We start from the raw sequence: 25886 nt of genomic DNA, 5'->3' as shown, positions 1-25886 counted from the left end.
AGGTGAGAGCCCGGCGCAGGGGAATGCGCCGGGCTCCCGGGGACAACCGACAGAGCAGGGCTCAGATGTCGAGGGTGTTGTCCCTTTCCCATTGGGTGAGGTGGCGCGAGAAGGCGTTCCACTCCTCGTTTTTCAGCTTCAGGTAGCCGTCCACGAAGGGCTTGCCGAGGCGATCCGCCAGCACCTTGGACTTCTCCAGCGCGCGCATGGCGTCGAGCAGGTTGAGCGGCAGGCGCTTGGCGCCCTTCACCTTGTGCCCCTCGGTGTACATGTTGATGTCGAGGCGCTTGCCCGGATCGCGCTTGTTCTCGATGCCGTCGAGGCCGGCGGCGGCGAGGCCCGCCTGCAGCAGGTAGGGGTTGGCCGCGCCGTCGGCGAGGCGGAACTCGAACCGGCCCGCATCGGGGATGCGGATCATGTGGGTGCGGTTGTTGCCGGTGTAGGTGACAGTGTTCGGCGCCCAGGTGGCACCCGAGATCGTGCGCGGGGCGTTGATGCGCTTGTAGGAATTCACCGTGGGATTGGTGAGGGCGCAGAGCGCGTCCGCATTGTGGATGAGGCCGCCGATGAAGTGGTAGCCGAGCTCCGAGACGCCCAGCTCGCCCTTGGGATCGGAGAAGGCGTTCTTGCCCTTCTGCCACATGGACACATGGGCGTGGCAGCCCGAGCCGGTGAGGTTGATGAAGGGCTTCGGCATGAAGGTCGCGCGCAGGCCGTGCTGCTCGGCGATGGTCTTCACCATGTATTTGAAGAAGACGTGCCGGTCGGCGGTGAGGAGCGCGTTGTCGTAGTTCCAGTTCATCTCGAACTGGCCGTTGGCGTCCTCATGGTCATTCTGGTAGGCGCCCCAGCCGAGTTTCAGCATGGCGTCGCAGATGTCCTTGATGACATCGTAGCGGCGCATGAGGGCGGACTGGTCGTAGCAGGGCTTCTCGGCGGTGTCGGCGGTGTCCGAGATGCCCTTGCCGTCCGGCGTGATGAGGAAGTATTCGCACTCGACGCCGGTCTTGATCTCGTAGCCGAGGCGCGCCGCGGCGGCGAGCTGCCGCTTCAGCAGCGTGCGGGGCGCCTGCTCCACTTCCTTGCCGTCCATGAAGAGGTCGGCGGCGAGCCAGCCGATCTCTTCCTTCCACGGCAGCTGGATGAGGCTGGTCGGGTCCGGCACGGCGAAGAGGTCGGGATCGGCCGGGGACATGTCGAGCCAGGTGGCGAAGCCGGCAAAGCCCGCGCCTTCCTTCTGCATGGGGCCGATGGCGGCGGCGGGCACCAGCTTGGCGCGCAGGCCGCCGAAGAGGTCCACGTAGGAAATCAGGAAATACTTGATGCCGCGTTCCTTGGCGACCTTGGCGAGGTCGATCTGCGCGGCGGCGGAAGCGCGGCCTTCGGCCTCGCGGAGCGGATAGCGGAAGTGGTCCATGCGAAAGTCCCCGGAATTTGGAAGCGGTATTCTTTGAAAAAGGCCGCGCCGGTCGAGCGGCGCGGCCTGAGGGTTCGGATCAGTATCCGCCGGTCTTGCCGGGCACCCAGGTGGTGCCCGCCAGCGGCACGCCGGCCATGGCGGCGGCCTCCACGGTCAGCGCCACGAGGTCTTCCGGCTCCAGATTGTGCAGGTGGCTCTTGCCGCAGGCGCGAGCGATGGTCTGCGCCTCCAGCGTCATCACCGAGAGATAGTTGGCGAGGCGGCGGCCGGCCTTCACCGGATCGAGCCGCTTGGACAGCTCGGGATCCTGGGTGGTGATGCCCGCGGGGTCGCGGCCCTCGTGCCAGTCGTCATAGGCACCGGCGGTGGAGCCCAGCGCCTGGTACTCGTCTTCCCACTGGGGATCGTTGTCGCCGAGCGCGACGAGGGCCGCCGTGCCGATGGCGACCGCGTCGGCGCCCAGCGCCAGCGCCTTGGCCACGTCCGCGCCGGTGCGGATGCCGCCGGAGACGATCAACTGCACCTTGCGGTGCATGTCGAGGTCCTGGAGCGCCTGCACGGCTGGGCGGATGGCGGCGAGGATCGGGATGCCCACGTGCTCGATGAACACGTCCTGCGTCGCCGCGGTGCCGCCCTGCATGCCGTCGAGCACCACCACGTCGGCGCCCGCCTTCACCGCCAGCGCGGTGTCGTAATAGGGCCGCGAGGCACCGACCTTCACATAGATCGGCTTCTCCCAATCGGTGATCTCGCGCAGCTCCTCGATCTTGATCTCGAGGTCGTCCGGGCCGGTCCAGTCGGGATGGCGGCAGGCCGAGCGCTGGTCGATGCCCTTGGGCAGGGTGCGCATGGCGGCCACGCGATCGGAAATCTTCTGGCCGAGCAGCATGCCGCCGCCGCCGGGCTTGGCGCCCTGGCCGATGACGATCTCGATGGCGTCGGCCTTGCGCAGGTCCACCGGGTTCATGCCATAGCGCGACGGCAGGTACTGGTAGACGAGGGTCTTGGACTGCCCGCGCTCTTCCGGCGTCATGCCACCGTCGCCGGTGGTGGTGGAGGTGCCCACCGTGGACGCGCCGCGTCCCAGCGCTTCCTTCGCCTGCGCGGAGAGCGCACCGAAGCTCATGCCGGCGATGGTGACGGGGGTCTTCAGCGTGATCGGCTTCTTGGCGAAGCGGGTGCCGAGGGTGACCTCGGTGCCGCACTTCTCGCGATAGCCCTCCAGCGGGTAGCGCGACATGGAGGCGCCGAGGAAGAGCAGGTCGTCGAAGTGGGGCAGCTTGCGCTTGGTGCCACCGCCACGGATGTCATAGATGCCGGTCGCCGCGGCCCGGCGGATTTCGGCCAGCGTCGCCGGATCGAAGGTCGAGGAGAAGCGCGGCGGGGTGCGCGGCGTATTGTTGTGGGCGGTCATGGGGTCCTCACCCGGAAAAGTTCGAATGCGGTCGGTGCGTCCCGCCCGTGGCGGGGGCGACGGCGGCGCGCGTCAGTAGGCGGACGCGTTGTCCACGTGGAAGTTGTAGAGCTGGCGGGCGGAGCCGTAGCGCTTGAACTCCGAGACATCGACCGTGCCTTCGAGGCCGGCGGCCTTCAGCTTCTGGGCGAGCAACGCCTTGTGCTCGTCCCGCAGCTCCTTCTCGATGCAGTCCGCGCCGAGGCTCTTTACCGTGCCGCGCACGAAGAGCTTCGCCTCGTAGAGGCTGTCGCCCAGCGCTTCGCCGGCATCGCCCAGCACCACGAGGGAGCCGGACTGGCCCATGAACGCGCTCATGTGGCCGATGGAGCCCTTCACCACGATGTCCACGCCCTTCATGGAGATGCCGCAGCGAGCGGAGGCATTGCCATCCACCACGAGCATGCCGCCGTGGGCCGTGGCACCGGCCGACTGGCTGGCATCGCCGCGCACATGCACGAAGCCGCTCATCATGTTCTCAGCGACGCCCTGTCCGGCATTGCCGTGGATGATGACGGAGGCTTCCGCATTCATGCCGGCGCAGTAGTAGCCGACGTTGCCCTCGATCTCGACGGTGAGGGGCATGGCCAGCCCCACCGCCACCGCGTGGCGGCCGTTGGGGTTCAGCACCCGCCAGCGGCGGGCGTTGGTCTCGGCGGTGGCCTTGTGGAGGGCCTCGTTCAGCTCGCGCAGCGGCGTGGTGGCGAGGTCGAAGGTCACGTCCGGCGCAATGGCGTTCACTGTGCGCGCTCCCAGAAGTACACGGTGGCGGGCTCGGGCTCGAAGACTTTGGCCTTGGAGATGCCGGGCAGGTCAACCAGAGCCCGATACTCCGAGCCGAAGGCCACATACTGGTCGGTCTCGGCCATCACGGCGGGCTTGCAGGCGATGGGATCGCGCAGCACGCCGAAGCCGCTCTCGGTGCCCACCACGAAGGTGAAGAAGCCGTCGAGGTCTTTCAGTCCCGCTTCCAGAGCCTGCCCGAGGGAGGCACCCTCCCGCATCCGCCAGGTGAGATAGCCGGCGGCCACCTCGCTGTCGTTCTCGGTCTCGATGGCGATGCCCTCGCGCTTCAGCTGACGGCGCAGGGCGTTGTGGTTGGACAGAGACCCGTTGTGCACGAGGCACTGGTCGGCGCCGGTGGAGAAGGGATGGGCGCCGGCGGTGGTCACCGCGCTCTCGGTAGCCATGCGGGTGTGGCCGATGCCGTGGGTGCCGCGCATCTGCGCGAGGCCGAAGGTCTGCGCCACGGAGGAGGGCAGGCCGACCTCCTTGAAGATTTCCATGCGCGAGCCGGTGCCCACCACCGCCACCTCGGGATGGCGCTCGGCGAGGAAGGCGCGCACGGCGGCTTCCCGCACCTGCGGGATCTCCACCACCGCGTGGGTGCCATGGAGAACGAGGCCGGGCATGCCGTTCGCCGGGCCGGACAGGCCAGCGGCGAGGCCCTCGAAATCATAGCCCCGTGCGGCGCGCAGGGAGAGCTTCACACTGTCCTTGCCACCTGCGCCGTAGACCGCGAAGCCCGCGCTGTCGGGGCCGCGATCTGTCATGACGCAGAGCATGGACGCGAGCATGGCACCCAGCTCGCCCTCGAGCTTCGGGTCCTTGAGGAAAAGTCCGACGATGCCGCACATGGCGTTCGATTTTACTCCATTGCGGGCCGCCGCTGCGGCCTTGTCACAAGGAGTACGCCCGTTCGCCGGGGGCGTCAATTAGAAGGGAATATAATTTTCTCTGGAAGAAAACTTTCGCGATCCCCAGGGGCAGGCACCCGCCGGATCAGTGCCGGTCGCGGCCGTAGACGATGATGGACAGGTAGGTCATGGGCGCCTTGATGAGGTCTTCCGGGCCATGGGCCGCGCCGGAATCGAACATCAGCGCATCGCCGGGGCGCAGGTGATAGGTGCGGTCCGCGTGGCGGTAGAGCACCTCGCCGGAGAGCATGTAGATGAACTCCACGCCCGCATGCCGGAAGCCGGTGTAGGGCGCCGCCTCCTCGGTGAGGGTGATGAGATAGGGCTCCACCACGATGTCCCCGCCGAGGCCGTGGCCCAGCAGCTCATACTGGTGCCCGACCTTGGTGCCGCGCCGCTCGATGATGACGCCCTGCTGCGCCTTGACGAAAGAACAGTCGCGCCGCTCCTCGAAGGCGGAGAAGAGCGTGGTGAGCGGCACGTTGAGCGCCTTGGAGATGGATTGCAGCGTGGCGAGGGAGGGCGAGATTTGCCCGTTCTCGATCTTCGACAGCATGCCCACCGAGATGCCGGCCGCGCCCGCGAGATCGGAAACCGTGAGGTCCAGTTCGCGGCGGATGGAGCGCACCTGCACGCCCAGCGCCTCTTCCAGCGTGACCGCCTCGGCCGCCGGCGCCCCTGAGCCGGTGGCGTAGTCCGCGGCCTCCTGTTCGGCGCTCTTCACCTCGGCGACGCTCTTCATCTTCCGCTCGGCCACGCCACCCCCCGTCAGTCCCGGCTGCTCCGACGGCCGCGATCTGCGCCCTGACGGTGCTTTGCCGGCCATTGTGCCAGTTTCCGCGCAAGAATGCACCGCGCCGTTGGCGACGCACGCCATGGCAAGTGGAAGGGGAAAAAGACGCCGTGCCCGGCGCCCAGCCGACCGGCCGACCGGCCGTAAACTCGCGTGCGCGGCTTCCGCCAGGCCCGAACAAACCCTTTGCTCCACAGCGCTTCGTGCCGACCGCCGGAGCAGCTTGTCCACAGCCCCCACCCGCCGCCGCCGCGACAGCGCGCCGGCTCTGGACACGGCCCGATTTCCTCCCTATACACTCGCCGCTCCGGAAGCGCTGACGCCCCTCCGGACCCGGGCCCCGGCCCGGCGGATGCCCAGGTAGCTCAGTTGGTAGAGCATGCGACTGAAAATCGCAGTGTCGGTGGTTCGATTCCGCCCCTGGGCACCATCCATTTCCTAAGATACTGAAATCATTGAACCTTTCGCTTTATCTTTCCCGCTGGACACGGTGGGTGAGGCAGAGTGGGAAAGATTTGTTCACTCTTTGGTCGGCGCCACGAGGTGCATGGCGTCGCCAGCGAGGCGCTTGCGGTTCGCCTTCCTGGTGTAGCGGGCGGCCTGTTTGGGGCTCTCCCATCCATAGATCGCCATGAGCTGATGCTCGGTCGCGCCGTTCTCGGCGGCGATCGTGGCGCCGGCCTTGCGCAGCCCGTGGGCCGAGCACTGGGGCAAGCCGGCTTCGTCGCATCGATCGCGAAACCAGTTGCCGAAGCCGGCGTCGCTGAAGGGCGCGCCGAATTCCGTCACGAGGAAGGTCATGTGGCTGCCGGGTGTGGCGTCTATGACCACCTGGAGCTGCGGCAGCACGGGGATCTCCCGCTCTTTCACGAGGTGGCGGCGGCCCTTCATCTCCGTGAAGCGCAGCCATCCGTTCCGGATCATCTGCCGGCCGAGCTGGACCACATCGGAGCGCCGCACGCCGGTATAGAGGAGAAGCGCGAGCGCGAGGCGGGCCTTTGAGCCGAGGGGGTGCCGCGCCTCATATTGCTCGATCTCATCCACGGTCCATGTGTGCCACCCGTTACCGGCGGCCGTGAAATAGGGCACGTCACGGGCGAGGTTGACCGCGATGCCGGGGAGTTCATCGGCGATCGCCCAATTGAACACCTTCCGAAGCACCTTGATTCGGCTGTTGCCGGCTTCCGGCGCGGCGAGCTTGCGATCGCGCAGCACGCGGATCGCCTTGACCGTGAGTCGATCAAGGGGGAAGTCCGCATAGAAGGTCTTTGCGCCCGGCTCGGTGGGCTCCTCGAACATGCTTTCCAGAATGAGCTTGCGGACATGGCGGGTGCGCGCGCTGTCGCGCTTGTGGTCCGCGCTCTCGGCCATGAACCGAATGCACATCCACCGGAACGTGCCGGGCTTCGGGGTGCGGTCGCGGGACTTCTCTACCGTCTCCTCCGGCTCGATGGGGACGGGGGAGAAGGCGCGCGCAATCGCCTCATCATAGGCCTTGCGGAATTCCGGCGTGCCGGGGCGCTCGCGGATGCGGATCTTCTTGTGACCCTTGCCGCGCCACACATAGATCCGCACGTTCCCGTGGCGATCCATGTCCTCATAGACGTACTGCAGCCGGTCCAGCATGGGTGCGCCGCTCTTCATACCGCCACCCGTGCCCACGGATCGTCGCGGTTTTCCTCCTGTGCGCCATCGGGCAACGCATCGAACGCAGCGTCAAGTTTCCTGCGATCCCACACCGTGCGGGTGTTGATCCTCTTCGCCGGCGGCATGCGGCCATCCTTCACCAGCTGATCGAACGTGCCGGCGGACACGCCGATATAGGCCGCAGCCTCGGTGCGGGAGAGGCCGCGCGGGGGCAGGCTGATGGGAAGGATGTCATGCCGCGCCATCGCGCGCCCTCCCTTGGTCTTCCGCCACCATCCCGGCGATCCGCGGCCATGCGGCCGTCAGGTCTTCGACCAGCCGACGGCCGGCCTCGGCCACCTCACAGAGATCCTCGATGCGGGTGAGCAGCAGCATCCGCGCGGCGCTCGTCTCGCCGGCGGCTTCATATTCGGTGACGATGCCGAGGGCACGATCAAAGGGTGTCATGGGCGCGCCTCAGCCGAACGGGATTTCATCGTCGGGACCGGCCGGTGCGGCGCCGTAGCTGCCTTCGTCGGGGGCGGGCGCGCGCTCGGTGGAATCGAGGAGCGTCAGCTCCCCGCGGAAGGGTTTGAGCACCACCTCCGTCACATAGCGCGTGACGCCGGCCCTGTCGGTCCATGCGCGGGTCGCGTTCTTGCCCTCGACGTAGACCTTCGAGCCTTTCTTCAGGAATTTCTCGGCAGCATCCACCAGGCGCTCGTTATAGATCACCACTTGGTGCCATTCGGTTTCTTCCCGGCGCTCGCCGGTGGCCTTGTCGCGCCAGTTCTCCGAGGTGGCGACGGAAAAGCTGGCGATGCGCGCGCCGGCCTGCGTCTTGGCGATCCTCGGGTCTTTGCCGAGGTAGCCAACGATGATGACTTTGTTGACGCCTGCCATGGGTCAGGCCCTCCCCTTGGGTTGGCGGGCCGGCGGCCACGGGATCTTCCGGATCTGGCCGGCGTGGGTGCCGAAGGCCTTCCAAAGCGGCGGCTGGGGCAGATCGGGGTGCGGCGCGACGGCGGACGTGATGGCGCGGAACACCACGGCCACGTCATCAATGTTGAGGCCGAGGCGCGGGTGCAGCACCAGCGCCCGCTTCAAGCCTTCCATGAGCTGGCGCAGCAGCGCCGGGGAGGCGCCCTGTGTCAGGTCGGTCAGGATGTCGAGCCCGTCCTCGCCGAAGTCGAAAGGCGCCGCATAGCGGTTCAGGATGGCGAAGCGTTCCTCGCCGTCCGGCAGGTCCACGGAGATCTGCATGCCGAACCGTCGCCACAAGGCGGGGTCGAGCTGATCCTTGCGGTTGGTCGCCGCGATCGCCATGCCGCGAAAGGCTTCCACCCGCGTGAGCAGGGTGGTGAGCACCATGTTCCGCTCGCGCCCGGCCGAACTGTCGTCGGACAAGCGCGTGCTCCCGATCGAATCGATCTCGTCCAGCAACAGCACGCAGCCGTGCTCGGCCTCGGCGAGCCCATCGAAAAGCTCGCCGATATTGTTGGAACTGCCGCCGAACTGCGGGGTCATCAGCCGCTCGGCCTGGACCGTCACCAGTGCCAGCCCAAGGCGCGCCGCGAGGTGGTGGGCAAGGGTCGTCTTTCCCGTGCCGGGCGGCCCGTAGAGCAGCGCCGTCGCGCGGGGCTTGAGGCCTACGCTCTCCAGCTCGGCTCGGGCGCGCAGCTCGGTCAGCCACTCATAGATGGCGAGCCTCGGCCCGGCGGCGAGGATGGGCTCCTCGGCCTGGTGGGGCAGGAGGATGGTGCCGAACTTCTGGACCTTGTCGAGGCCCTTGGTGAGGTCCGGCTTGCGGGTGCGGGCGGGCTCGCTCACGGCTGGCCCTCCCCGTCGCCCTTGCGGGGCTTGCTGGGGGCCTTACCGCCGCGCTTGGTGGCGCCCTTCGGCGCGCTCTTGGCGGCAGCCTTCTCGGCGGCGGTGTCCGCCTGCCTGCGCTTGGTGCGCTTCACCAGATCGTCGAGGCGCGTGGCGGCGTCACCTTCCGGTTGAGGCGCGGGATCGGCGAGCGGGGCCTCCCAAGGCGCATTCCGCGCGGGATCCTTGAAAGATCCGGGATGGTCATCCGGGTCCGCCGGGTCGGCGGGATCTTGCGGATCGCCAAAGGGCAGGGGGTCTTGGTCGGGATCCACGGCGCTCTCGGGAGCGGCGGACGCCTCGGCTGTCGCACCACCCTCGCGCTTGTCGTCGCCCTTCGCGCCTTTCTTGGCCTTGCGGCGCCACGCTTCGGGGATGTCCATTCCGTCCGAGCCGGAGGCGGCGCAGAAACCTTCGTCCCACGCGGCGCGGCGCGGATCGCCCGCAGTATAGGGGTTGTCGATGATGCGCACGCCGGCGCGGAACGCCTCGCCGCCTTCCTCGCGTGCTTCGTCGGCGGTGCGCATCACCTCCTGCGCGTGGGCAGGCGGCGCGGGCACCGGTTCGGCGTTGGGCTCTTCCTTCATGAGCCGCTCGCGGGCGGCGTCGCCCAGCGGCGTGCCGTCGAGAAGGCCGCAGGCCGCCTCATAGATCTCGGTGAGTTCCTTCTCCAGCCTGCGTTCGGCAGGGGTCAGGCGACGCAAGGCGATCATCTTCGTGATCATCTTCACGTCGAAGCCGGCGGATTTCGCCTCCGCCTTCACATCCTTGATGTCGTCGGCGATGGACCTCTTCTCTTCCTCCAGCCGCTCGATGCGTTCGATGTAGGAGAGGAGGCGCGCGTTGTTCACGGCACTCATGCGACGCTCCGAAGGGTGGCTGGGAGGTGGATGCGCAGCTCTTCGACAAAGGCTTCCTCGGCCTTCGGCCACGGCTGCGGGCGGATGCGGGTGCCGAGCGGGCGGCACGGCACGGGCGCGGGTTCGTTCGGGCTCGGCCCCACGTCGCGCCATTCGGTGGCGAAGGCCCTGAGGTCCGCCTGGTGCACTGCCTCGGCCACATCGGCCGGGAGCGGCCATTGAAGGCCGGCGGCTTCATGGATGGCCGCATCGGCCCGCGAGACGATGGCGGCGAGCGCCTCGCCCCCGCCGAGCGCGCGCAGCGCCTTTTTGAAGGGCGAGGAGATGTCCGCGAGATAGGCCTCGTGCGCGTCGTGCAACAGGCCATAGGCGCGCAGGCCCGGCGGCAGCTGTGCCGCCACGAATAGGGAGTGCTGCGCGACGGAATAGAAGGGGCCCGTAGCCCCCACGAAACGGCAGATCTTGGCGAGGTGCGAGGCGATGTCGCGGAAATGCACATCGCTGGGGCGCGGATCGAGAAGGTACCACCGCCGGCCCGACGCAGTGGTGATGAAGATGTCGGCGGCGTGGCGCATGCGCTAGAGGCTCCGCAGGAGTAAGATGAAGAGCGCGGCGAGAACCCCGCCGGCGAGGAAGAGGGGGGCAAGGCGCACCTCGGCGCGGGGCGGGTCGCCGAAGCCGACCGGCAGGCGGCGGCCGAGACGCTGCGCGACGGCGCGGGCCTCGACCTGCGAGCGGACTGTGCCCCGATAGGAGAGGCGCGTGTAGGCGAGCGGCATGAGGCCGCTGCCGGGCGGCGGGCGGCGAAGTCCGCTTTCCATGAGAGGGCCGGGCGGCATGTCAGGCGCCCTCCGCCTTCGGTGCCCGCGCATCAAGGGCCTCCGCAGCCAAGTGGCAGAGGAGAAGCATCACGTCCGTGTCGCACGTGATCTGCGCGGCGCCGCGCCGGAACGCGGCCTGGGTGAGCGCCGTGACCTGCTGAAGGCCTCCGCCGAGCAAATAGGCATCGGCGGCCGGAAGGCTGGGGCTGGCAACTGCCGTACGCCCGCAAATGGATGCGGCCATCTCTTCGCGGATCGCAGCCGTCTGGCTGGCCGATGTGAAGGCCTCAGCCATGGAACGCCCCCCGCGCCGGGCCGAGGATCTTGCGCGCCTCGGGCATGAGGGTCTTCAGCTCTTCCGGCGTGTAGCCGTAGCGCAGGAGGTTTTCTTCCGTCGCCGCATCAATAGATGCGAGCTTCTCGCAGAGGGTCGCGAGATCTTGCGCGGTACAGCCGGAGTGGGCGCGGCGGCGGTCGGGAGTTAGGGGCTGGACCGCCTTCGGGTGGGGCCTTCCCGAGCGAAATAAAGAGGGAGTGACTGTGTAAGGCATCGGCGGCGTCCTCTAAGGTGACGACGCCAATCATATGCGGCACTTGTGCCGCGTCAATAGAATATGCGGCACTTGTGCCGTTTTAAGAATCCTCGATCCCGTGCCGCACTCGGGGGGCGCACGAAAAAGCCGGCCGGGCGGCAACGCAATTGGGTGTCGAGGCCCAAGCGGGCGGCGGTTAACCGATGCGGCCGATCTTCGCCACCACACGGCCGATGATGGTGAGCCAGTCCGCGTCCACTACCCGGGGCGGCTCCAGCGCAGCGTTGTCGGACCGCACCTCGATCTGCGGCGGATCGGATTTGGGAATGCGGTATAGCCGTTTGACGATGATCTCCCCGTCGCCGTTGCGGGCCACGAACATGCCTCCCTGGCCCAGCGCGGAATCCGTGGTGTCCACAGCCACGTGGTCGCCGCCCTTCAAGGTGGGCTCCATGCTGTCACCGCGCACGCACACCCAGTGCACGCGCCCCGGTGGGGCGCGAGAAATCTCCTGCTGCAGGTACCCTGGCAAAAGGATCTCGCCGAGCACCGCATCCTCGGAATAGATCACGCCGCCAGAGGGAGCTAGTGCGGGTAGGCCGATGCTGCCGGGGCCTGCGCCAGCGCGCGTGTCGATGACCGGAGAAGCGCCGGGGACGTCTGCCTTGTATACTCGATCCGTGGAGACGCCGCCGCGGGCGTCGGGCTGGAAATCCCCGCCTTGGTCGTCCGGCGCGTCAGGGTCGAACGACAAGACGATTTTCCTCGGACTAACAGCCAATTCTGTCAGCCAAGATGGGTCCACTTCAAGCACTCGGGCGAGGCCCTGCAAATTTTGACCGCGTGGAAAAGCGGAACGCCCGCGCTTGATTGCGCGAAACAGGTCTGCATTTCGGCCTTCGGTGGCCTCCATGGAGGCTTTGCGCTCGGACCAATCCGGGTGCACTTCCTTCAGGCGGGCGACAATCCGTTCGTATGGCGTCATGTGCGGCATATTGGCCGCGCGTGAGGCCGCGAACTAGCGGCAAGTGTGCCGTTGACAATGCGGCACAAGTGCCGCATTTTTCGAGGCATGGATCTCCGAACCCAACTCATCGCGACGGCCGATCTCTATGGCGCGGCGACAAAACGCAGCCGAGCCCGGGTTTCCACGCTCGTGTTCAACCAAGGGCAGCGGCTCGCAAAAATTGCTGACGGTGCGCTTGACCCAACCATCAGCTCATTCGAGCGCGCCATGGCTTGGTTTGCGGCGAATTGGCCGGACGATGTTCCTTGGCCCGTTGGGGTGCCCCAGCCGATTTCTATGCAGGATCGCGCATGCCTTCCGCAGAACGCGAATGGCGTCGTCGAGGGCGGGGCTGGTGAGGTTGCGGCGGGTCATGACGCCAGCGTCGCCGATGGATCGTCTGCGGTCACCGCGAATGCGGCGGGAGGTTTCGCATGAGCGGGCTCCCGATCCGCAAGCTGGCGCCCGGCTTCTTTGACCGCGCGCCTTTAACCGACCTGATGGACCCCGTCGCCGTCGCGAAACGCGATGACCTCACGGCCGACCTTCTCGATGCTTTGACGCGCGACGCGCATGACGTTGGCGTGCCACGCCGCGACTTCTGGATCCGGGTGATCCAGAAGGTCCGCGCACACCGCATCGAGCATGATGAGCGCAGCGGCGATGGCCTTGTCGCCGCCGGGCACGCGCTGGGCCAGCGCCACCATCATGATCTCAAGGGCCGCGATGCGACCGTCCGTGCGGATGGCGATTTCGGTATCCGCGTCAAATTCCTCGCTCATGGCTTCTTCCCATCAACCCCGGCTCTGGCGCGCATTGAAGCACGGCGCTGGCGGCGCGGCGACGGAGCTGCAGCATGAACAAGCTCGCTCGCCCGCACCGGGAAGCCGACTATCTCGCGCTCAAGGGCGCCACGCGGCGGCTGGTGGAAGCCTGCGGCGGTCTTGAGAGCGCGGCAGCGGTGACCCGCACCGGCTTTCAGGTGCTCTCCAAATACGGCCGGCCTGCAGAGCCTGTGTTCGCGCCCGTGGACGTGGTGGCGGACCTTGAGGCCGACGCCGGCGTGCCGCTGGTGACGCGGGCGCTCGCCGCCCTCTGCAATCATGTGCTCGTGCCACTGCCTCGCCCGGAAGCGGGATCGGGTCGCTGGTATCGCCACATATCGGAAGTCGCGCAGGACGCCGGCGCCGTGGTGTCGCGCCTCGGCGAGGCCTTGGCGGATGACGGGGAGGTCTCCCGCGCTGAAGCGCGGGCGCTGGACCTGCGCGAGCATGTGCGCCACGCCATCAAGGAACTGGCGGCGCTGGACCTTGCCCTTGAGCGGCTGGAGAAGGGGGACGGCGATGCGGCGTGAGCCCTGCTATGCTCGGCGCGAGCTAGCGCCTATCGAGCGCGTCGTCTGGCGCATCCGCACCCTGCATCCCTTCCGCCCGCTGGTGCTGGTGGACGGCCAGCGGCCGGCTTTGACCCTCGACCGCGTGGAAGACGTTACGCTGGCACGGGTGCGCTTTCTTGAGCGGGGTGTGGCAGCGTGACGGAGAAATTGCACCACAGTCGACTAAGGCTCCTTGCGGCTGGTAATTATATCGAGAAGATTCGGGGGGGATGCCTCGGCCTCTTGAGCAGCACCAATTGGGCGGAAAAGGGCCTGAAGTGCCAAGCCGCGCTCTGCCTCTGTCATGGCCGCGGACTTGTCGGCCAACAAACTGAGATAGGTAGCCGCTATGGCCTGACGCTGATTCGCGTCATCCATGCCGCTCAAATTCTGCAATGCAAATCTGGATACGATTCTAAGGATCCATGCAATTCCAAGTACTGGGGCAACAATTATTGCGGACGCCAGAAGTGTCTTGTCCCCGGCAGCAGCCCCAGCAGCCGATATAAAGATAACTCCATATTCAATTATAACAAATACGGCAGATATTATTATAGAAACAAAAGCGCAAAAGGCTATTGTGGCGACTTTTGCGTGATATTTGTACTTGGAAATCCAGAGCTCTATGGCTGGCTTTATTGTGATAAGCTCTTCTTGGGCTTTCCTGAGTTTATCAATCTGCAACTCCGCAGATTTGGCAGACTCAGATATTCTTTCTTCAATATACTCTGTCTGTTTTTCGGATTTTTCGCGTGTCTCTCGTATTATTCTATCGAGCTCTTTGCTGGAATTTATTCTAGTATCAACTATTTCTCTGTGTTCTTTCATATATCCTTTAATGATGGTATCAAAATTATGTCCTGCATCTGTAATGAACTTTTTTACATCGTGCAGCCTGCTGTCAATTATGGAGTTCGCTTTTCGCTCTCCCTTTCCGTCGATAATGTCTATCAGCGACATAGCGACCCGTATTTCGGCTGGAAATTTTTCGTTAAAAACGCTGCTAATTACGTATGCTACTGCGTAAAAACTATTTCGTTCTATTATTCTTATGTCATCTACATTTATATCTCGACTTATGACGGGCATTATTATTTCTCTATCTGCGGTCGTTACGGCAAAAATTTGACCGCCATCGATTTGTTTTACTTCAAAAATTACCTGATTAATGTTGTTTATATCCGCGCCAAGAAGGAATTTATAATTCTGAGATATCGATCCAATAAAGTTGGTCCAGCGATTAGGCTGCATGGCTGCCATTTTTTTGGCTTCGTCATACGCACCCGGGCCGCTAAACATTTTTGGTGTTTCTTGAAGGAGGCCGCTAAAGAACTCGAACAAGAATTGATCACCCATTTTTTAGACCCCCATCTCGTGTCTCAACCGGTCGATCTTGGACGAGGCGTTTGATCGATGGCAATCGACCCAACAGTTCTCGGAGCGGCCCTCGCCTATGCCAGCCTCGGCTGGCGCATCTTCCCATGCGATCCCCATCCAGAAAAGCCCCGCTCCAAGCGCCCGATGGTGGTGGCGGACAAGGATGCGGACGGCCAGCCCATCGAGGGCACTGGCTGGCCCGCCAAGGCCACCACCAACGAAGCGCAGATCCGCGCCTGGTGGAAGCGCTGGCCCGATGCTCTGATCGGCATGGCTCCTGGCTGGGCGGGTGGCTACGTGGTGGATCTCGACCCCAAGGGCGAGAGTGTCGAGGCCGTGGAAGCACGCCTCGCGGAGGCGATTGGGGGGCCGCTGCCGGCCGGGCCGCGCACCATCACGCAATCGGGCGGGCGGCATGTGTGGTTCCGCCGGCCGGAGGGCGCGCATTGGCCCAACGACCCGCCGGGGTTGAAGAACATCGATATCCGCTGTGATGCCGGCTACGTCATCCTGCCGCCCAGCGTGATGCGCAATGGCAATGCCTACAGCTGGGAGGGCGAGCCATTCGACTCCGCGACGGCACCGGAGGTGCCCCCGGCTTTGCTGGCGCTGATCGCCAATCGGAAGGCGGGCAAGCGCGAGGCAGGGCCAGCCGAAATGCCGGAGCCGCAGGAGAGCGGCCTGGCGCGGGCGCTTTCCTCCGACCGGCCGGGCGAGGTGGCGAAGCGCAATTATGCGCGCAAGGCGCTCGACCGGATCGCGGCCGATCTGGCGCGGGCGGCGGAGGGTACGCGCGGCACCGAGCTTTATGCGGCGGCCTGCGCACTCGGCCGCTTCATTGCCGCCGGCGCAATTTCGGAGCGCGAGGCCATGGCCGCCCTGCAGGACGGGGCGGAGGCCTGCGGTCTGGTGCAGGCGGACGGGCACACGCGCGTGATGCGCGAGATCCGGCGCGGCCTCGGCGCGGGCCGGGCCGATGCGGCGGATGTGATCGCCCGCCTCGACGATATCGCCCGCGAGGCGGAGAGCCGCCGGCAGTCATCCGTTGGCGGGGTGTATCCTCCGGAAGCGCCTCTGCCAGATGGCGCGATCCCGGAACCCGCTCGGCGGGGCACAGCGGGATCGGCGCCCGCCCCTTCGCGCGGTGATGAGACGGATCTGGATGGGAGCGAGCCCGATTCGGGCGAGCCGGCGGACGATGCCGAGGGGGGCGATGACGGCCCTTCGGATGGCGCCGCGCCGGGCACGAACATGGACGTGGTGGCCGCTTGCGCCCGCCTCGACCATTCCGATACGGACAATGCCAAGCGCTTTGTGGCGCACTTCGGCCGCGACCTCACGGTGCTGGAGACCGAGGGCATCATCAATACGGACTATTGCGCATGGGCCGGCACCCATTGGGACATGGTGGGCGGCAATGATGCCGCCGTGCGCCTCGCGAAACAGGTGGGCGGGCTGATCGGCCTGGAGGCGGACCTCCTCGCAGCTACCGCTTTCGAGCTGCGGGCGATGGAGGATGGCGACCAGGCGGAGGAAGACCTCGCGCGGCTGGAAAAGTCCTCCGATAGCTGGACCGATGCGGATAAGGGGCTGGCGAAGCGCCTGCAACGGATCATCGATGCTGGCGCCGAGGCGCGGGCGGCGCTGGATAAGCGACGGGTGGCGCGGCGCAAGTTCGGCGTTTCCTCGAAGAACAAGGCGCGCATCGTCGCCTTGAAGGATCTGGCTGCTTGCGACCTGACGCGCAAGCCCGAGGGCTTCAACGCGGACCCGCGCGCCTTCGCCTGCCTGACCCACACCATCCAGTTCGGCCGCCGGCCCGATCCGGAATGTCCCGATCCCGACGTTGTGCGCCTTGTGCCCTATGCGAAGACCGTCAAGGGGCACAGGCGGGAAGACTTCATCACCAAGATGCTGCCTGTCGCCTATGACAAGGATGCCAAGGCCCCGCGCTTCGAGGCCTTCATGACGCGCTTCCAGCCGGTCGATTCGGTGCGGCGCTGCGTGCAGGTGGGGGTGGGCCTCGGCCTTCTCGGCCTGCCGGTGCAGAAGGTATTCTTCCATTATGGCAACGGCGCCAACGGAAAGAGCGTGTTCCTGGAGACGCTAGTGCGCGTGTTCGGCCCGCTCGCGTCCTCCCTGCCCACCGAGGCCATCATCGGCACCAACGATAAGCAGGGCGGCGCGGCCTCACCGGAGCTGGCGCGGCTCTATGGCGTGCGCTTCGTGCGCATCCTCGAATTGCCGGCGAACGCACCGCTGAAGGAAGAGATCGTGAAGAAGCTCACTGGCGGCGAGGCCATCCCGGTGCGCAACCTGTTCAAGGGCTTTTTCGAATTCCAGCCTGTGTTCATTGCCCACATGTCGGGCAACGGCTATCCGCGCATCGATGGCACGGACAACGGCATCTGGCGGCGCATCGCTGTGATCCATTGGCCTGTGACGCTCACGGACGGCGAGCAGCGCGACTTCGAGGAGGTGGTGGGCGAGCTGGTGGCGGAAGCTCCCGGCATCCTCAATTGGCTGATCGAGGGCGCGCTCACCTATCTGCGCGAGGGGCTCCAGATTCCGGCCGAGGTGCGCGCGGCGACCCAGGAGTATCGCGACGAGATGGACGTGGTAGGATCCTTCGTCACCGCCTGCGTGGCGGCGGCAGAGGGCCAGTACGTGACCGCCCGCACGATGTATCAGGCCTATGTGTCGTGGGCTGAGGCGAACGGGAAGAAGCCGGTTACAGAGACCCGCTTCGGCCGCGACATGAAGCGGAAGGTGGCCCACGGCACAGGGCCACGCGGCATCCATGTCTATCAGGAGTGCCGCCTTGAGAACGTGCCCGCGCGGCCCGACGCGCCCCGTAGCCCCGATGATGAGGACTGACGGGCAGCTCTAGACCCTCCTCCTGCGGAGGGTTGCGGAGAGTTGTGCGGAAGGTTTTTCCCAAACCCTCAACGCTGGATTTCATTGCGCGCCAATGGGTTGGCGGCGCATGCGGAGGGTTTGGAGGGTTTTCGCGCGTATATGCAATGCAAATGGGGTTAAGGGGCGCTGCGAAGTCGCTGTGTAAATTCTCATGTATATGTCATGAAAAACCCTCCTAACCCTCCGCAGGAGGGAGTATATTATTGATTTGATTGGTGATTGTGGTGTTGAGGGTTTGTGAATGACCCTCCTCAAACCCTCCTAACCCTCAATCGGAGCGTAAGATGGATCGGGTCGACATCGAAGCCCTGGTGGAATGGGCCTATCGGGTGCAGTGCGTGGACCGTATGGCCGGGCTGATGGATGTCGCTTGGGGTGAGGCCGGGCCGTCGTTCCGCTCCGCGACGCATGCGATGCTCGATTTCGCCGCGCTTGGGGTGCGGGTGGACAGCTCGCCGGGCTTCGTGGTCGCCATGGGCGCGACGGCGCAGGACGATGCGCTTGTGATCCATGATGCCGTGCTGCGCCTGCCAGCCGAGGCCTTCGCCCTGGTGGTCGCGCATGCAAAGGGCGGGAGCCGTCCGCCGTGGCACGGGATCGAGGCCGAGGCGTTGGTGGCGGACACGGATCGGAAGGGCAGGGTGCGCATGCTGCGCGACAATTGCCGGCCCGTCGCCTGCCTCCTGCGCCACAGGGTGGATCCTGCCTTGGTGGAGTTCAGCCGGGCGCAATATGTCGTCTGGTGGGAGGCGCTCGTGGTGCTCGCTGGCGAGCTTGCGGGGCGGTTGGAGGGAAGCCATCCCCTTGCCCCGTCTGCCCCACGCGAGCCGTGGTTCCTGCCCCCTCTCGTCTATGTCGAGGATGGCGCTCGGATGCTGGTTGACACTGCACAAATAATTTGACTACCTTCATCCACAGATAAACAGGTTTCGAGAGAGCCCCGCCGGTATTCGCCGCGCGGGGCTCTTGCGTTAGAGGGGAACGATGCCGCGCCTTCAATCCGCGCCGCCTCGCCTGCCTGCCACCCCCAGCCGTCTCCCGACACAGAGCGCAAATGAAGCCGAGCGCAGCCGCCAGCGTGCGGCCGAGGCGCCTTGGCGCGCCTGGTACAAGTCGGCCCGGTGGCGGGCGGTGCGCGAGCGGGTATTCACGCGCGACCTCTTCGGGTGCCAGATGCCGGCATGCGGGAAGGTCATCTCCAACAGGCGGCAGCTCGTGTGCGACCACATCCGCCCGCATCGCGGTGATCCCGCGCTGTTCTGGGATGAGGGCAACCTGCAGACGCTCTGCAAGCCCTGCCACGACGGCGCAAAGCAATCGGCCGAGCGCCGCGCCCGCTGATGCCCGGCCCTCCGCGCCGCCGCGCGGGCGAGGCCTAACAACACAACAGTAAGCCGCAGTCTGGCGGGAGGGGAGGGGGGGCAAAACTCCCCACCCCTCTCCAGCCGGGACCCGCGGCCCCCCCATTCGGAGATTTTTTTCCTTGGCTGATGAGAAATCGGGCGGGGTGGCACCGGATGCTGCCCCGTGTGATCTGTTCGGAAACGCGATCGAGCCCATTCGGGATCGGCGTGGCCGGCCGAGCTTCAAGAAAGACAAGGAAAATCAACAGTTTGTAATGGTTCGCGTCGCAGATGGTTGGACCCACAAGGCCATCGCCGCGAACATGGGGATCGATGAGAAGACCCTGCGCAAACATTTTTCCCGCGAGCTGATGGACGGCGCGGTGCACATCCGGGGCATGCTCATGGACGTGCTCGTGCACAAGGCGCGCGAGGGACACATCCAGTCCGTCCGCCTGTTGCTGGAGCGGCTGGACGCGGCGGGGCCGCTGGCGCCCCGGAACCATCCGCGCGCGGAGGATGACGACGACACGAAGGCGCCGGCCTTGGGCAAGAAGGAACAGCGCGTCCAAGATGCCCAAGCCGTGCCCGACGACTATGGCGACATCTATGCGCGCCTCGAAGGCCGGCGGCAGCATTGACCGCGCCATCCTTCGCCTGCCTCGATTGGGAAGACAGGTTGCGGAAGGGCCTCACGCCCATTCCGTCCCTGCCTCTGGATCCGGTGCTCGCCGATTGCGCCGTGGCCCTCTTCGACAAGCTGCGGGTTCCTGACATCCCCGGCACGCCCACCATGGCGGAGGTGGCCGGGCCGTGGATGCGGGACATCGTGCGCGCGGCCTTCGGCTCCATCGATCCGGTGACCGGCGAACGCTTCGTCGGCGAGATCTTCAACCTGGTGCCGAAGAAGAACGGGAAGACGACGAACGCCGCCGCGCTCGGCCTGTTGGCCCTGCAGCTCAACCAGCGCCCCAACGTGGAAGGGGTCATCGTCGGGCCGACGCAGGAAGTAGCCGACAAGTGCTTCGCGCAGGCAGCGGCCATGATCGCGCTCGATCCCTATCTGAACCGCCGCTTCGACGTGATCGAGCACAAGAAGACGATCCTTGACCTCCATGTGGATCCCATCACGGGGGTCAAGCGAAACGTGAAGCTGAAGATCACGAGCTTCAGCCCGAAGGTGGTCACCGGCTCGATCCCCGCCTTTGCCATCGTGGACGAACTGCACGAGATGGCGGCGGCGAGCTACGCCAGCCGCGTGCTCGGCCAGATCCGGGGCGGCATGATCACGAACCCGGAAAGCCTCCTGATCATCATCACCACGCAATCGGCGACGCCGCCGGCTGGTGTCTTCAAGGATGAGCTGACCTATGCGCGCGGCGTGCGCGATGGGACCATTACCGAAGGGGTGCGCATGCTCCCCATTCTCTATGAGTTCTCGGAGAAGATGCAGACGGCCGAGGGCAAGCCGTGGGCCGATCCCAAGAATTGGCCGATGGTGCTGCCCAATCTCGGCCGTTCGCTCACGATCGAGCGCCTCGCGAAGGAATGGCGCACCGCGCAGGAGAAGGGTGATCAGGCCGCGCAGGAATGGGCCTCCCAGCACCTCAATGTGCAGATCGGCATGGCCATGCACAATGACCGGTGGGTCGGCGCGGATTTCTGGCCACAGGCGGCGGACCCCGGCATCACGCTCGAAAGCATCATCGCGACATCGGACGTGGCGGTGGTGGGCGGCGACATCGGCGGCATGGATGACCTGTTCGGGCTCGCCGTGGTCGGCCGTCACAAGGTGACGCGCCAATGGCGCGCCTGGGCTCGCGCGTGGGCGCAGCCGAAGCTCTTTGAGCGTCACAAGGAAGTCGCCGAAACGCTGCGGGACTTCGAGAAGGCCGGCGACCTGGTGGTGTGCAAGGAGGTGACGCAGGACATCGCCGAGGTGGTGGCGATCATCCTGCGCCTCAAGGAAGCGGGCCTCCTGCCGCTGACCGGGGCCATCGGCCTTGATCCGGCGCTCGCCATCACGCTCCTCGATGCGTTGTCCGAACATGAGATCGTGCACCCGCAGGTGCTCGGCGTGTCGCAGGGCTACAAGCTGTCCTCCGCCATCTTCGCGGCCGAGCGCAAGCTCGCGGACGGCACGCTGAAGCATTGCGGGTCGGGCCTGTTCAACTGGTGCGTCGGCAACGCCATGGCCGAGTACCGAGGCTCCAACGTCTACATCGAGAAGCGCAAGGCCTCGGCGAAGATCGACCCGCTCATGGCCTTCTTCAACGCGGTGGACATGGTGAGCCGCAATCCGGTTGCCCGTGGGGTCTCGGTCTACGAGAGCCGCGGCATTCTCATGGTGTGAGGCGGCATATGGGCATTTGGAACGTGTTCCGCCGCCGGGCGCGCGCGGAAGGCGGCGCCGTCGCGAACCCGCTGATTTCCGAGCTGCTGCGGTTCGGTGTGTCGGAGACGGCGACGGGGATCCACGTCAACGTGGACAAGGCGCTGAAGAACCCGGCCATGTTCCGCGCCGTGTCGCTCATCTCGGGAAGCATCGGCATGCTGCCGTTGCACCTGATCGACACCAGCACGAAGAAGAAGCGCGACACGCATCCGCTGTACCGGCTCCTGCATCGCCGGCCGAATGCGTGGCAGACGGCGTTTGATTTCCGCGTCCTCATGCAGCTGCGCGCCCTGGTGAAGGGCAACGGCTATGCGCTGGTGATCCGCAGCCCGAACCTGCGCGCCGGCGGAGCGCTCACCCCGACGCAGATGGTTCCGCTGGATCCGGACCTCGTGACGCCGGAACAAGGGGCGGACTGGTCGGTGTCCTATGTCTACCGGCCCGCGAAGGGCGCGGCCGTGCGCTATCCCGCGCGGGACATCCTCCACCTGCGCGGGATTTCCCTCGATGGCATTTCCGGCCTCTCGCTGGTGAAACAGGCGGCCGAGGCCGTTGGCATCGCGCTCGCGGCCGAACTCGCCGCCGCCCGCATGATGCGCAACGGCACGATGGTGGGCGGCGCGCTGGAGCACCCCCAACGGCTGTCGCCGGAGGCCTATGTCCGCCTGCAGGAGAGCCTTGAGAGCAAGTCCGGATCCGACAAGGCGGGTCGCAACCTCATCCTCGAAGAGGGGATGAAGTATGTCCCGATCTCCTCGACGGCCCGCGACGCGCAGATGGTCGAGATCCGCAAGATGCAGATCGAGGAGATCGGCCGGGTCACGGGCGTCCCGCGCCCGCTCCTCATGCTCGATGAAACGAGCTGGGGCTCGGGTATCGAGGCCCTCGGCCAATTCTTCGTCACCTATGCCCTCAACCCGTGGTTCGAGGCGTGGCAACAGGCCTGCGAGCGCACGCTACTGACCGAGGCCGAGGCGGACGAAATGGCCGTCAAGTTCAACGCGGGCGCGCTGCTGCGCGGTTCCATGAAAGATCAGGCGGATTTTCTCGCCAAGGCGCTCGGCGCTGGCGGCAGTGCGCCGTGGATGTGGGTGGATGAGGTGCGCGACGTGCTGGATCTGCCGGAGCGCGATGCGCCGCCGCACGTGATGGCCGGGGGCTCGGCAGATCAAGGGAGCAAGGGAAATGCGAATGCAGCGTAAGCCGGCCTGCTGCACGGGCCGGATCATGGCGAAGGCGCGCCCTGGCGCCATGCCGATCCCGGCCGAGCGCATGGTGCAGGCGTTCACCTCGCCGGCCGCCCTGGAGCGGTGGGGCGAGGATGCGGCCGGGGTGCGGGCGCTCGCGCCCGGCGACAACGTGATCACCATGTTCGACATGATCGGCGAGGATTTCTGGAGCGGCGGCGGCGTGACCGCGAAGAAGGTGTCGCAGCAGCTACGCGCCATCGGTGACCGCCCCGTCGAGGTGCAGATCAACTCGCCGGGCGGCGACGTGTTCGAAGGCCTCGCCATTTACAACGTGCTGCGCGAACATCCGCAGGACATCACGGTCAAGGTCATGGGCTGGGCCGCCTCGGCCGCGAGCCTCATCGCCATGGCCGGCGACCGGATCGAGGTCGGTGCTGCCTCCTTCATCATGATCCACAATTCGTGGGTGGTGGCCGCCGGCAACCGCAATGACATGCGCGAGGTGGCCGACTGGCTGGAGCCATTCGACCGGGCCATGGCCGATCTCTATGCGCAGCGTTCGGGGCAGGACGCCGCCGCGATCGCGAAGTGGATGGATGCCGAAACCTATATGTCCGGCTCCATCGCGATCGAGCGCGGCTTCGCGGACGGCCTCCTGCCGGCCGATGCGGTGAAGGTGGACGACGCCGCCCGCGCCTCCGATCGTGCGGTCAATGAGCTGCGCGCGCTGGAGCTGACCCTCGTTTCCGGCGGCATGACCCGCGCGCAGGCGCGCAGCCGCATTTCCAAGATCAAGGGCACGCCGGGCGCTGCCCCTGAAGACGCCACGCCGGGCGCTGGCGACGACTGGACCGGCCTCGCGGCTGCGTTCCTTGACAATCTGAAATCCTGAAAGGGTTCGCCATGCATCACGTTTCGACCTCCGCCCTCCTGGGCGCGACCGCGCTTGCCCCGGTTCCCCGCGCCGTCCACGCCGCGCCGCGTGCCGACGCGAGCAACCCGGCGCAGATCCTCGCCAAGCTCAATGAGGCTTTCGAGGAGTACAAGAAGACCAACGATGACCGGCTGAAGGCCAAGGCTGACGACACCATCGTGAACGCCAAGCTGGAGAAGATCGATCAGGCGATCGAGGCCGCGCAGAAGGCCCTCGATGCGATCTCGGCACAGCAGGCGGCGGCCACGGCCAAGGCGGGCGGCGGTGCGGCGGCGCCGGCCGATCCCGAGTATAGCACCGCGTGGGGCGCCTTCTTCCGCGAGGGCGAGGGCGAAGCCCAGATCAAGGCCCTGAACAAGGCGGGGCCGCGCGCTGCCATGACGGTCGGCAGCAATCCGGATGGCGGCTATCTCGCGCCTGTCGAATGGGATCGCACCATCACGGCCCGCCTGAAGGAGATCTCGCCCATCCGGCAGAACGCGCAGGTGCAGAGCATCAGCAAGCCGGGCTTCACCCGTGTCTACAATGACCGCACGGTGGGCTCGGGCTGGGTCGCCGAGAACGCGGCGCGCCCCGCCACCAGCACGCCGCAGGTGGCGCCGCTGACCTTCACGCCGGGCGAGCTGTACGCCTTCCCCTTTGCCTCTCAGACGCTCCTCGAAGACGCGGAAGTCGATATCGAGGGCTGGCTCGCGAGCGAGGTGGAAACCGAGTTCTCCCGTCAGGAGAACATCGCGTTCCTTTCCGGCGACGGCAGCGGCAAGCCCTACGGCATCCTCACCTATGTCACCGGCGCGGCCAACGCCGCCCGCCATCCGTGGGGTGCGATCGAGGTGGTGAACTCCGGCGGGGCTGCGGCCATCACCTCGGACGGGATCATCACCCTCATCTACACCCTGCCGGACGCCTTCCGTGCCGGGGCGAAGATGTACATGAACCGCCTCACCCGCATGGCGGTGCGCAAGCTGAAGGATGGGCAGGGCAACTATCTCTGGCAGCCCTCCTATCAGGTCGGCCAGCCTTCGACCCTCGCAGGCGAAGCGATCGTGGACGTGCCGGACATGCCCAACGTGGCGGCGGGCAACATTCCGATCCTCTACGGCGACATGGCGTCCACCTACCTGGTGGTGGATCGCGTCGGCATCTCGGTCCTGCGCGATGCCCTCACGAACAAGCCTTATGTCGGCTTCTACACCCGCAAGCGCGTGGGCGGCGGCGTGCAGAACCCGGAGCCCATGAAGGCCATGAAGATCTCGGCCTGAGGTCGGACACGCATTCCGGCGGCGCGTCCGCGCCGCCGGCCCCATCCGGAGGATCGAAATGGCCGAGACCGAAGAAAATCAGATCATCGCCCCTGAGGCTCCAGCGCCCGAAGAGGTCGCCCCGGCCGCCGAGGCTCCGGCGCTCGAAGAGGCCGCCCCTGCCGCCGAGGCTCCGGCGTCCGAAGAGGCCGCCCCTGCCGCCGAGGCTCCGGCGTCCGAAGATGTCGCCCCTGCCGCCGAGGCTCCGGCGTCCGAAGAGGTCGCCCCGGCCGTTGAGGCTCCGGCCCCCGAAGATGTCATCACCGTCCAGCTTCTGCGGCTCGTGCCGACCGTGGGCGAGCCGGACATGAATGATACGCGCCTCGACGGCGCCGCCATTGTCGAGGCAGCACTGGCGCGGCAGGCGGCCGATGAGGCCTGACATGCTGGCACCCGTCCGGGTCTCGGCTCCCGCCCTTCCGCTCCTCACGGTCGAAGAGGCAAAGCTCGCCCTGAAGGTGGACCTGTCCGACGATGATGGCCTGATCGAGGATCTGATCGCGGCGGCGGAAAGTTTGCTGGACGGGTACAGCGGCGAGCTGGGGCGGGCGCTGGTGACGCAGGTGTGGCGGCAGGATCTGCCGTGCTTCCCCGCCTGCGGCGTCATTCGCCTGCCCCTCGCTCCGGTGCTGGCGGTCTCCTCCGTGACCTATTGGGGATCGGATGGCGTCTCCCGCCCGCTGGCGGCACAGGTCTATGGCGGGGTGCTGAACGGTGCCGCCGACCCCTATCTGAAGCTCGCCTATGGCCAGTCCTGGCCTGCCACCTATCCCCGCGACGATGCGGTCTCAGTGACATTCGAGGCCGGGTATGGCGAGCCCGGTGACGTTCCCGCCGCCATCCGCCGGGCGGCGCTCCTCATCGTTGCCCACCTCTATGAGAATAGGGAGGCGGTGACGGTCGGCGTCTCCGCGTCCGATCTTCCGTTCGGCGCGAACCGCCTTACGGCCAATTTCCGAAGGGTGCGGGTGTAG

31 protein-coding genes and 1 tRNA gene are annotated in these 25886 nt (G+C 66.2%); 15 read left to right on the top strand and 17 right to left on the bottom strand.

The window, feature by feature from the left end; all coding sequences use genetic code 11:
- Window positions 1-61: 61 nt before the first annotated feature.
- The 5 genes from glnT to ACT54R_RS13945 all read right to left on the bottom strand — a co-directional run bounded on the left by glnT (window position 62) and on the right by ACT54R_RS13945 (window position 5312).
- Window positions 62-1417, bottom strand: a complete 1356-nt coding sequence (gene glnT, locus ACT54R_RS13965) for a type III glutamate--ammonia ligase (protein WP_476327236.1) — start codon at window positions 1415-1417, stop codon at window positions 62-64.
- Between the two features lie 79 nt (window positions 1418-1496).
- Window positions 1497-2834: an FMN-binding glutamate synthase family protein gene (locus ACT54R_RS13960; protein WP_168456546.1), complete on the bottom strand. Its 1338-nt coding sequence runs from the start codon at window positions 2832-2834 to the stop codon at window positions 1497-1499.
- A 72-nt stretch (window positions 2835-2906) separates the two neighbouring features.
- On the bottom strand, window positions 2907-3614 hold the full coding sequence (locus ACT54R_RS13955; RefSeq protein ID WP_476327234.1) for a protein glxC: 708 nt from the start codon (window positions 3612-3614) through the stop codon (window positions 2907-2909).
- Complete coding sequence (locus ACT54R_RS13950) at window positions 3611-4510, bottom strand: class II glutamine amidotransferase (RefSeq protein ID WP_168456548.1); 900 nt, start codon at window positions 4508-4510, stop codon at window positions 3611-3613. Before ACT54R_RS13950 ends, ACT54R_RS13955 begins: the two co-directional genes overlap by 4 nt.
- 145 nt (window positions 4511-4655) lie before the next feature.
- The gene (locus tag ACT54R_RS13945) at window positions 4656-5312 is read right to left on the bottom strand and encodes an XRE family transcriptional regulator (protein WP_168457030.1); all 657 of its coding nucleotides are present in this window, start codon (window positions 5310-5312) and stop codon (window positions 4656-4658) included.
- A 405-nt stretch (window positions 5313-5717) separates the two neighbouring features.
- Here ACT54R_RS13945 and ACT54R_RS13940 point away from each other — a divergent pair.
- Window positions 5718-5793 (top strand) — tRNA-Phe (locus tag ACT54R_RS13940).
- Between the two features lie 89 nt (window positions 5794-5882).
- Here ACT54R_RS13940 and ACT54R_RS13935 read toward each other — a convergent pair.
- The 11 genes from ACT54R_RS13935 to ACT54R_RS13885 all read right to left on the bottom strand — a co-directional run bounded on the left by ACT54R_RS13935 (window position 5883) and on the right by ACT54R_RS13885 (window position 12066).
- Window positions 5883-7007, bottom strand: a complete 1125-nt coding sequence (locus ACT54R_RS13935) for a tyrosine-type recombinase/integrase (RefSeq protein ID WP_476327232.1) — start codon at window positions 7005-7007, stop codon at window positions 5883-5885.
- Window positions 7004-7255: a helix-turn-helix transcriptional regulator gene (locus ACT54R_RS13930; protein ID WP_169121172.1), complete on the bottom strand. Its 252-nt coding sequence runs from the start codon at window positions 7253-7255 to the stop codon at window positions 7004-7006. The genes ACT54R_RS13935 and ACT54R_RS13930 overlap by 4 nt, the downstream gene beginning before the upstream one ends.
- On the bottom strand, window positions 7242-7457 hold the full coding sequence (locus tag ACT54R_RS13925) for a hypothetical protein (protein ID WP_476327230.1): 216 nt from the start codon (window positions 7455-7457) through the stop codon (window positions 7242-7244). Before ACT54R_RS13925 ends, ACT54R_RS13930 begins: the two co-directional genes overlap by 14 nt.
- 9 nt (window positions 7458-7466) lie before the next feature.
- Window positions 7467-7892 carry a single-stranded DNA-binding protein gene (gene ssb, locus ACT54R_RS13920; protein ID WP_476327228.1) on the bottom strand — a complete coding sequence of 142 codons (426 nt, stop codon included), beginning with the start codon at window positions 7890-7892 and terminating at the stop codon, window positions 7467-7469.
- A 3-nt stretch (window positions 7893-7895) separates the two neighbouring features.
- Window positions 7896-8819, bottom strand: a complete 924-nt coding sequence (locus tag ACT54R_RS13915; RefSeq protein WP_476327226.1) for an AAA family ATPase — start codon at window positions 8817-8819, stop codon at window positions 7896-7898.
- On the bottom strand, window positions 8816-9718 hold the full coding sequence (locus ACT54R_RS13910) for a DUF2312 domain-containing protein (protein WP_476327224.1): 903 nt from the start codon (window positions 9716-9718) through the stop codon (window positions 8816-8818). The genes ACT54R_RS13915 and ACT54R_RS13910 overlap by 4 nt, the downstream gene beginning before the upstream one ends.
- On the bottom strand, window positions 9715-10293 hold the full coding sequence (locus ACT54R_RS13905) for a hypothetical protein (protein ID WP_476327222.1): 579 nt from the start codon (window positions 10291-10293) through the stop codon (window positions 9715-9717). The genes ACT54R_RS13910 and ACT54R_RS13905 overlap by 4 nt, the downstream gene beginning before the upstream one ends.
- Before the next feature lie 3 nt (window positions 10294-10296).
- A complete protein-coding gene (locus ACT54R_RS13900; RefSeq protein ID WP_476327220.1) occupies window positions 10297-10557 on the bottom strand; it encodes a hypothetical protein in 261 nt (86 codons plus the stop codon).
- Window position 10558: 1 nt separating this feature from the next.
- Window positions 10559-10834 carry a hypothetical protein gene (locus ACT54R_RS13895; protein WP_476327218.1) on the bottom strand — a complete coding sequence of 92 codons (276 nt, stop codon included), beginning with the start codon at window positions 10832-10834 and terminating at the stop codon, window positions 10559-10561.
- Window positions 10827-11090, bottom strand: coding sequence for a hypothetical protein (locus tag ACT54R_RS13890; protein ID WP_476327215.1), 264 nt, complete (start codon window positions 11088-11090; stop codon window positions 10827-10829). The genes ACT54R_RS13895 and ACT54R_RS13890 overlap by 8 nt, the downstream gene beginning before the upstream one ends.
- Before the next feature lie 178 nt (window positions 11091-11268).
- Window positions 11269-12066, bottom strand: a complete 798-nt coding sequence (locus ACT54R_RS13885) for a S24 family peptidase (protein WP_476327213.1) — start codon at window positions 12064-12066, stop codon at window positions 11269-11271.
- A 78-nt stretch (window positions 12067-12144) separates the two neighbouring features.
- Between ACT54R_RS13885 and ACT54R_RS13880 the strand changes: the two genes are divergently transcribed.
- From ACT54R_RS13880 to ACT54R_RS13865, 4 genes are read left to right on the top strand one after another with little or no spacing between them, the layout of a single operon-like run.
- Window positions 12145-12516, top strand: a complete 372-nt coding sequence (locus ACT54R_RS13880; protein WP_476327211.1) for a hypothetical protein — start codon at window positions 12145-12147, stop codon at window positions 12514-12516.
- Complete coding sequence (locus ACT54R_RS13875; RefSeq protein WP_476327209.1) at window positions 12513-12938, top strand: hypothetical protein; 426 nt, start codon at window positions 12513-12515, stop codon at window positions 12936-12938. Before ACT54R_RS13880 ends, ACT54R_RS13875 begins: the two co-directional genes overlap by 4 nt.
- Window positions 12935-13432, top strand: coding sequence for a hypothetical protein (locus ACT54R_RS13870; protein ID WP_476327207.1), 498 nt, complete (start codon window positions 12935-12937; stop codon window positions 13430-13432). Before ACT54R_RS13875 ends, ACT54R_RS13870 begins: the two co-directional genes overlap by 4 nt.
- Window positions 13422-13613 carry a hypothetical protein gene (locus ACT54R_RS13865; RefSeq protein ID WP_476327205.1) on the top strand — a complete coding sequence of 64 codons (192 nt, stop codon included), beginning with the start codon at window positions 13422-13424 and terminating at the stop codon, window positions 13611-13613. Before ACT54R_RS13870 ends, ACT54R_RS13865 begins: the two co-directional genes overlap by 11 nt.
- A gap of 23 nt (window positions 13614-13636) precedes the next feature.
- Here the strand turns inward: ACT54R_RS13865 and ACT54R_RS13860 are convergent, their stop codons facing one another.
- Window positions 13637-14809, bottom strand: coding sequence for a DUF6161 domain-containing protein (locus ACT54R_RS13860; protein WP_476327203.1), 1173 nt, complete (start codon window positions 14807-14809; stop codon window positions 13637-13639).
- Between the two features lie 57 nt (window positions 14810-14866).
- Between ACT54R_RS13860 and ACT54R_RS13855 the strand changes: the two genes are divergently transcribed.
- The 10 genes from ACT54R_RS13855 (at window position 14867) to ACT54R_RS13810 (ending at window position 25886) form a co-directional block, all read left to right on the top strand.
- Entirely contained in the window at window positions 14867-17707 is a 2841-nt protein-coding gene (locus tag ACT54R_RS13855) for a phage/plasmid primase, P4 family (protein ID WP_476327201.1), read from the top strand.
- A 326-nt stretch (window positions 17708-18033) separates the two neighbouring features.
- A complete protein-coding gene (locus ACT54R_RS13850; RefSeq protein ID WP_476327199.1) occupies window positions 18034-18651 on the top strand; it encodes a hypothetical protein in 618 nt (205 codons plus the stop codon).
- An 82-nt stretch (window positions 18652-18733) separates the two neighbouring features.
- Window positions 18734-19090 carry an HNH endonuclease gene (locus ACT54R_RS13845; protein ID WP_476327197.1) on the top strand — a complete coding sequence of 119 codons (357 nt, stop codon included), beginning with the start codon at window positions 18734-18736 and terminating at the stop codon, window positions 19088-19090.
- Between the two features lie 142 nt (window positions 19091-19232).
- On the top strand, window positions 19233-19733 hold the full coding sequence (locus tag ACT54R_RS13840) for a hypothetical protein (RefSeq protein WP_476327195.1): 501 nt from the start codon (window positions 19233-19235) through the stop codon (window positions 19731-19733).
- A 38-nt stretch (window positions 19734-19771) separates the two neighbouring features.
- Window positions 19772-21445: a terminase large subunit gene (locus ACT54R_RS13835; protein ID WP_476327193.1), complete on the top strand. Its 1674-nt coding sequence runs from the start codon at window positions 19772-19774 to the stop codon at window positions 21443-21445.
- A gap of 8 nt (window positions 21446-21453) precedes the next feature.
- Window positions 21454-22689, top strand: coding sequence for a phage portal protein (locus ACT54R_RS13830; protein ID WP_476327191.1), 1236 nt, complete (start codon window positions 21454-21456; stop codon window positions 22687-22689).
- Window positions 22679-23569: a head maturation protease, ClpP-related gene (locus ACT54R_RS13825; protein WP_476327189.1), complete on the top strand. Its 891-nt coding sequence runs from the start codon at window positions 22679-22681 to the stop codon at window positions 23567-23569. The genes ACT54R_RS13830 and ACT54R_RS13825 overlap by 11 nt, the downstream gene beginning before the upstream one ends.
- An 11-nt stretch (window positions 23570-23580) precedes the next feature.
- The gene (locus ACT54R_RS13820; RefSeq protein ID WP_476327187.1) at window positions 23581-24873 is read left to right on the top strand and encodes a phage major capsid protein; all 1293 of its coding nucleotides are present in this window, start codon (window positions 23581-23583) and stop codon (window positions 24871-24873) included.
- A gap of 58 nt (window positions 24874-24931) precedes the next feature.
- The gene (locus ACT54R_RS13815) at window positions 24932-25294 is read left to right on the top strand and encodes a hypothetical protein (RefSeq protein WP_476327185.1); all 363 of its coding nucleotides are present in this window, start codon (window positions 24932-24934) and stop codon (window positions 25292-25294) included.
- 1 nt (window position 25295) lies between these two features.
- Window positions 25296-25886 (top strand): head-tail connector protein, encoded by a 591-nt coding sequence (locus ACT54R_RS13810; RefSeq protein ID WP_476327183.1) that lies wholly within the window; start codon window positions 25296-25298, stop codon window positions 25884-25886.

The sequence above is a fragment of the Xanthobacter sp. DMC47 genome (assembly GCF_056313845.1).
The sequence above is the reverse complement of the archived record's forward strand: the minus strand, read 5'-3'. Positions and strand labels throughout refer to the sequence as shown.

Excerpts from the sequence above, each read along its gene's own strand:
- ACT54R_RS13825 (WP_476327189.1), top strand. The coding sequence starts at position 22,679 with ATGCAGCGTAAGCCGGCCTGCTGCACGGGCCGGATCATGGCGAAGGCG.
- ACT54R_RS13830 (WP_476327191.1), top strand. The coding sequence starts at position 21,454 with ATGGGCATTTGGAACGTGTTCCGCCGCCGGGCGCGCGCGGAAGGCGGC.
- ACT54R_RS13910 (WP_476327224.1), bottom strand. The coding sequence starts at position 9,718 with ATGAGTGCCGTGAACAACGCGCGCCTCCTCTCCTACATCGAACGCATC.
- ACT54R_RS13895 (WP_476327218.1), bottom strand. The coding sequence starts at position 10,834 with ATGGCTGAGGCCTTCACATCGGCCAGCCAGACGGCTGCGATCCGCGAA.
- ACT54R_RS13945 (WP_168457030.1), bottom strand. The coding sequence starts at position 5,312 with ATGAAGAGCGTCGCCGAGGTGAAGAGCGCCGAACAGGAGGCCGCGGAC.
- ACT54R_RS13930 (WP_169121172.1), bottom strand. The coding sequence starts at position 7,255 with ATGGCGCGGCATGACATCCTTCCCATCAGCCTGCCCCCGCGCGGCCTC.
- ACT54R_RS13810 (WP_476327183.1), top strand. The coding sequence starts at position 25,296 with ATGCTGGCACCCGTCCGGGTCTCGGCTCCCGCCCTTCCGCTCCTCACG.
- ACT54R_RS13935 (WP_476327232.1), bottom strand. The coding sequence starts at position 7,007 with ATGAAGAGCGGCGCACCCATGCTGGACCGGCTGCAGTACGTCTATGAG.
- ACT54R_RS13925 (WP_476327230.1), bottom strand. The coding sequence starts at position 7,457 with ATGACACCCTTTGATCGTGCCCTCGGCATCGTCACCGAATATGAAGCC.
- ACT54R_RS13855 (WP_476327201.1), top strand. The coding sequence starts at position 14,867 with ATGGCAATCGACCCAACAGTTCTCGGAGCGGCCCTCGCCTATGCCAGC.
- ACT54R_RS13870 (WP_476327207.1), top strand. The coding sequence starts at position 12,935 with ATGAACAAGCTCGCTCGCCCGCACCGGGAAGCCGACTATCTCGCGCTC.
- ACT54R_RS13900 (WP_476327220.1), bottom strand. The coding sequence starts at position 10,557 with ATGCCGCCCGGCCCTCTCATGGAAAGCGGACTTCGCCGCCCGCCGCCC.
- ACT54R_RS13875 (WP_476327209.1), top strand. The coding sequence starts at position 12,513 with ATGAGCGGGCTCCCGATCCGCAAGCTGGCGCCCGGCTTCTTTGACCGC.
- ACT54R_RS13865 (WP_476327205.1), top strand. The coding sequence starts at position 13,422 with ATGCGGCGTGAGCCCTGCTATGCTCGGCGCGAGCTAGCGCCTATCGAG.
- ACT54R_RS13905 (WP_476327222.1), bottom strand. The coding sequence starts at position 10,293 with ATGCGCCACGCCGCCGACATCTTCATCACCACTGCGTCGGGCCGGCGG.
- ACT54R_RS13950 (WP_168456548.1), bottom strand. The coding sequence starts at position 4,510 with ATGTGCGGCATCGTCGGACTTTTCCTCAAGGACCCGAAGCTCGAGGGC.
- ACT54R_RS13860 (WP_476327203.1), bottom strand. The coding sequence starts at position 14,809 with ATGGGTGATCAATTCTTGTTCGAGTTCTTTAGCGGCCTCCTTCAAGAA.
- ACT54R_RS13890 (WP_476327215.1), bottom strand. The coding sequence starts at position 11,090 with ATGCCTTACACAGTCACTCCCTCTTTATTTCGCTCGGGAAGGCCCCAC.
- ssb (WP_476327228.1), bottom strand. The coding sequence starts at position 7,892 with ATGGCAGGCGTCAACAAAGTCATCATCGTTGGCTACCTCGGCAAAGAC.
- glnT (WP_476327236.1), bottom strand. The coding sequence starts at position 1,417 with ATGGACCACTTCCGCTATCCGCTCCGCGAGGCCGAAGGCCGCGCTTCC.
- ACT54R_RS13815 (WP_476327185.1), top strand. The coding sequence starts at position 24,932 with ATGGCCGAGACCGAAGAAAATCAGATCATCGCCCCTGAGGCTCCAGCG.
- ACT54R_RS13845 (WP_476327197.1), top strand. The coding sequence starts at position 18,734 with ATGCCGCGCCTTCAATCCGCGCCGCCTCGCCTGCCTGCCACCCCCAGC.
- ACT54R_RS13820 (WP_476327187.1), top strand. The coding sequence starts at position 23,581 with ATGCATCACGTTTCGACCTCCGCCCTCCTGGGCGCGACCGCGCTTGCC.
- ACT54R_RS13960 (WP_168456546.1), bottom strand. The coding sequence starts at position 2,834 with ATGACCGCCCACAACAATACGCCGCGCACCCCGCCGCGCTTCTCCTCG.
- ACT54R_RS13850 (WP_476327199.1), top strand. The coding sequence starts at position 18,034 with ATGGATCGGGTCGACATCGAAGCCCTGGTGGAATGGGCCTATCGGGTG.
- ACT54R_RS13880 (WP_476327211.1), top strand. The coding sequence starts at position 12,145 with ATGGATCTCCGAACCCAACTCATCGCGACGGCCGATCTCTATGGCGCG.
- ACT54R_RS13885 (WP_476327213.1), bottom strand. The coding sequence starts at position 12,066 with ATGCCGCACATGACGCCATACGAACGGATTGTCGCCCGCCTGAAGGAA.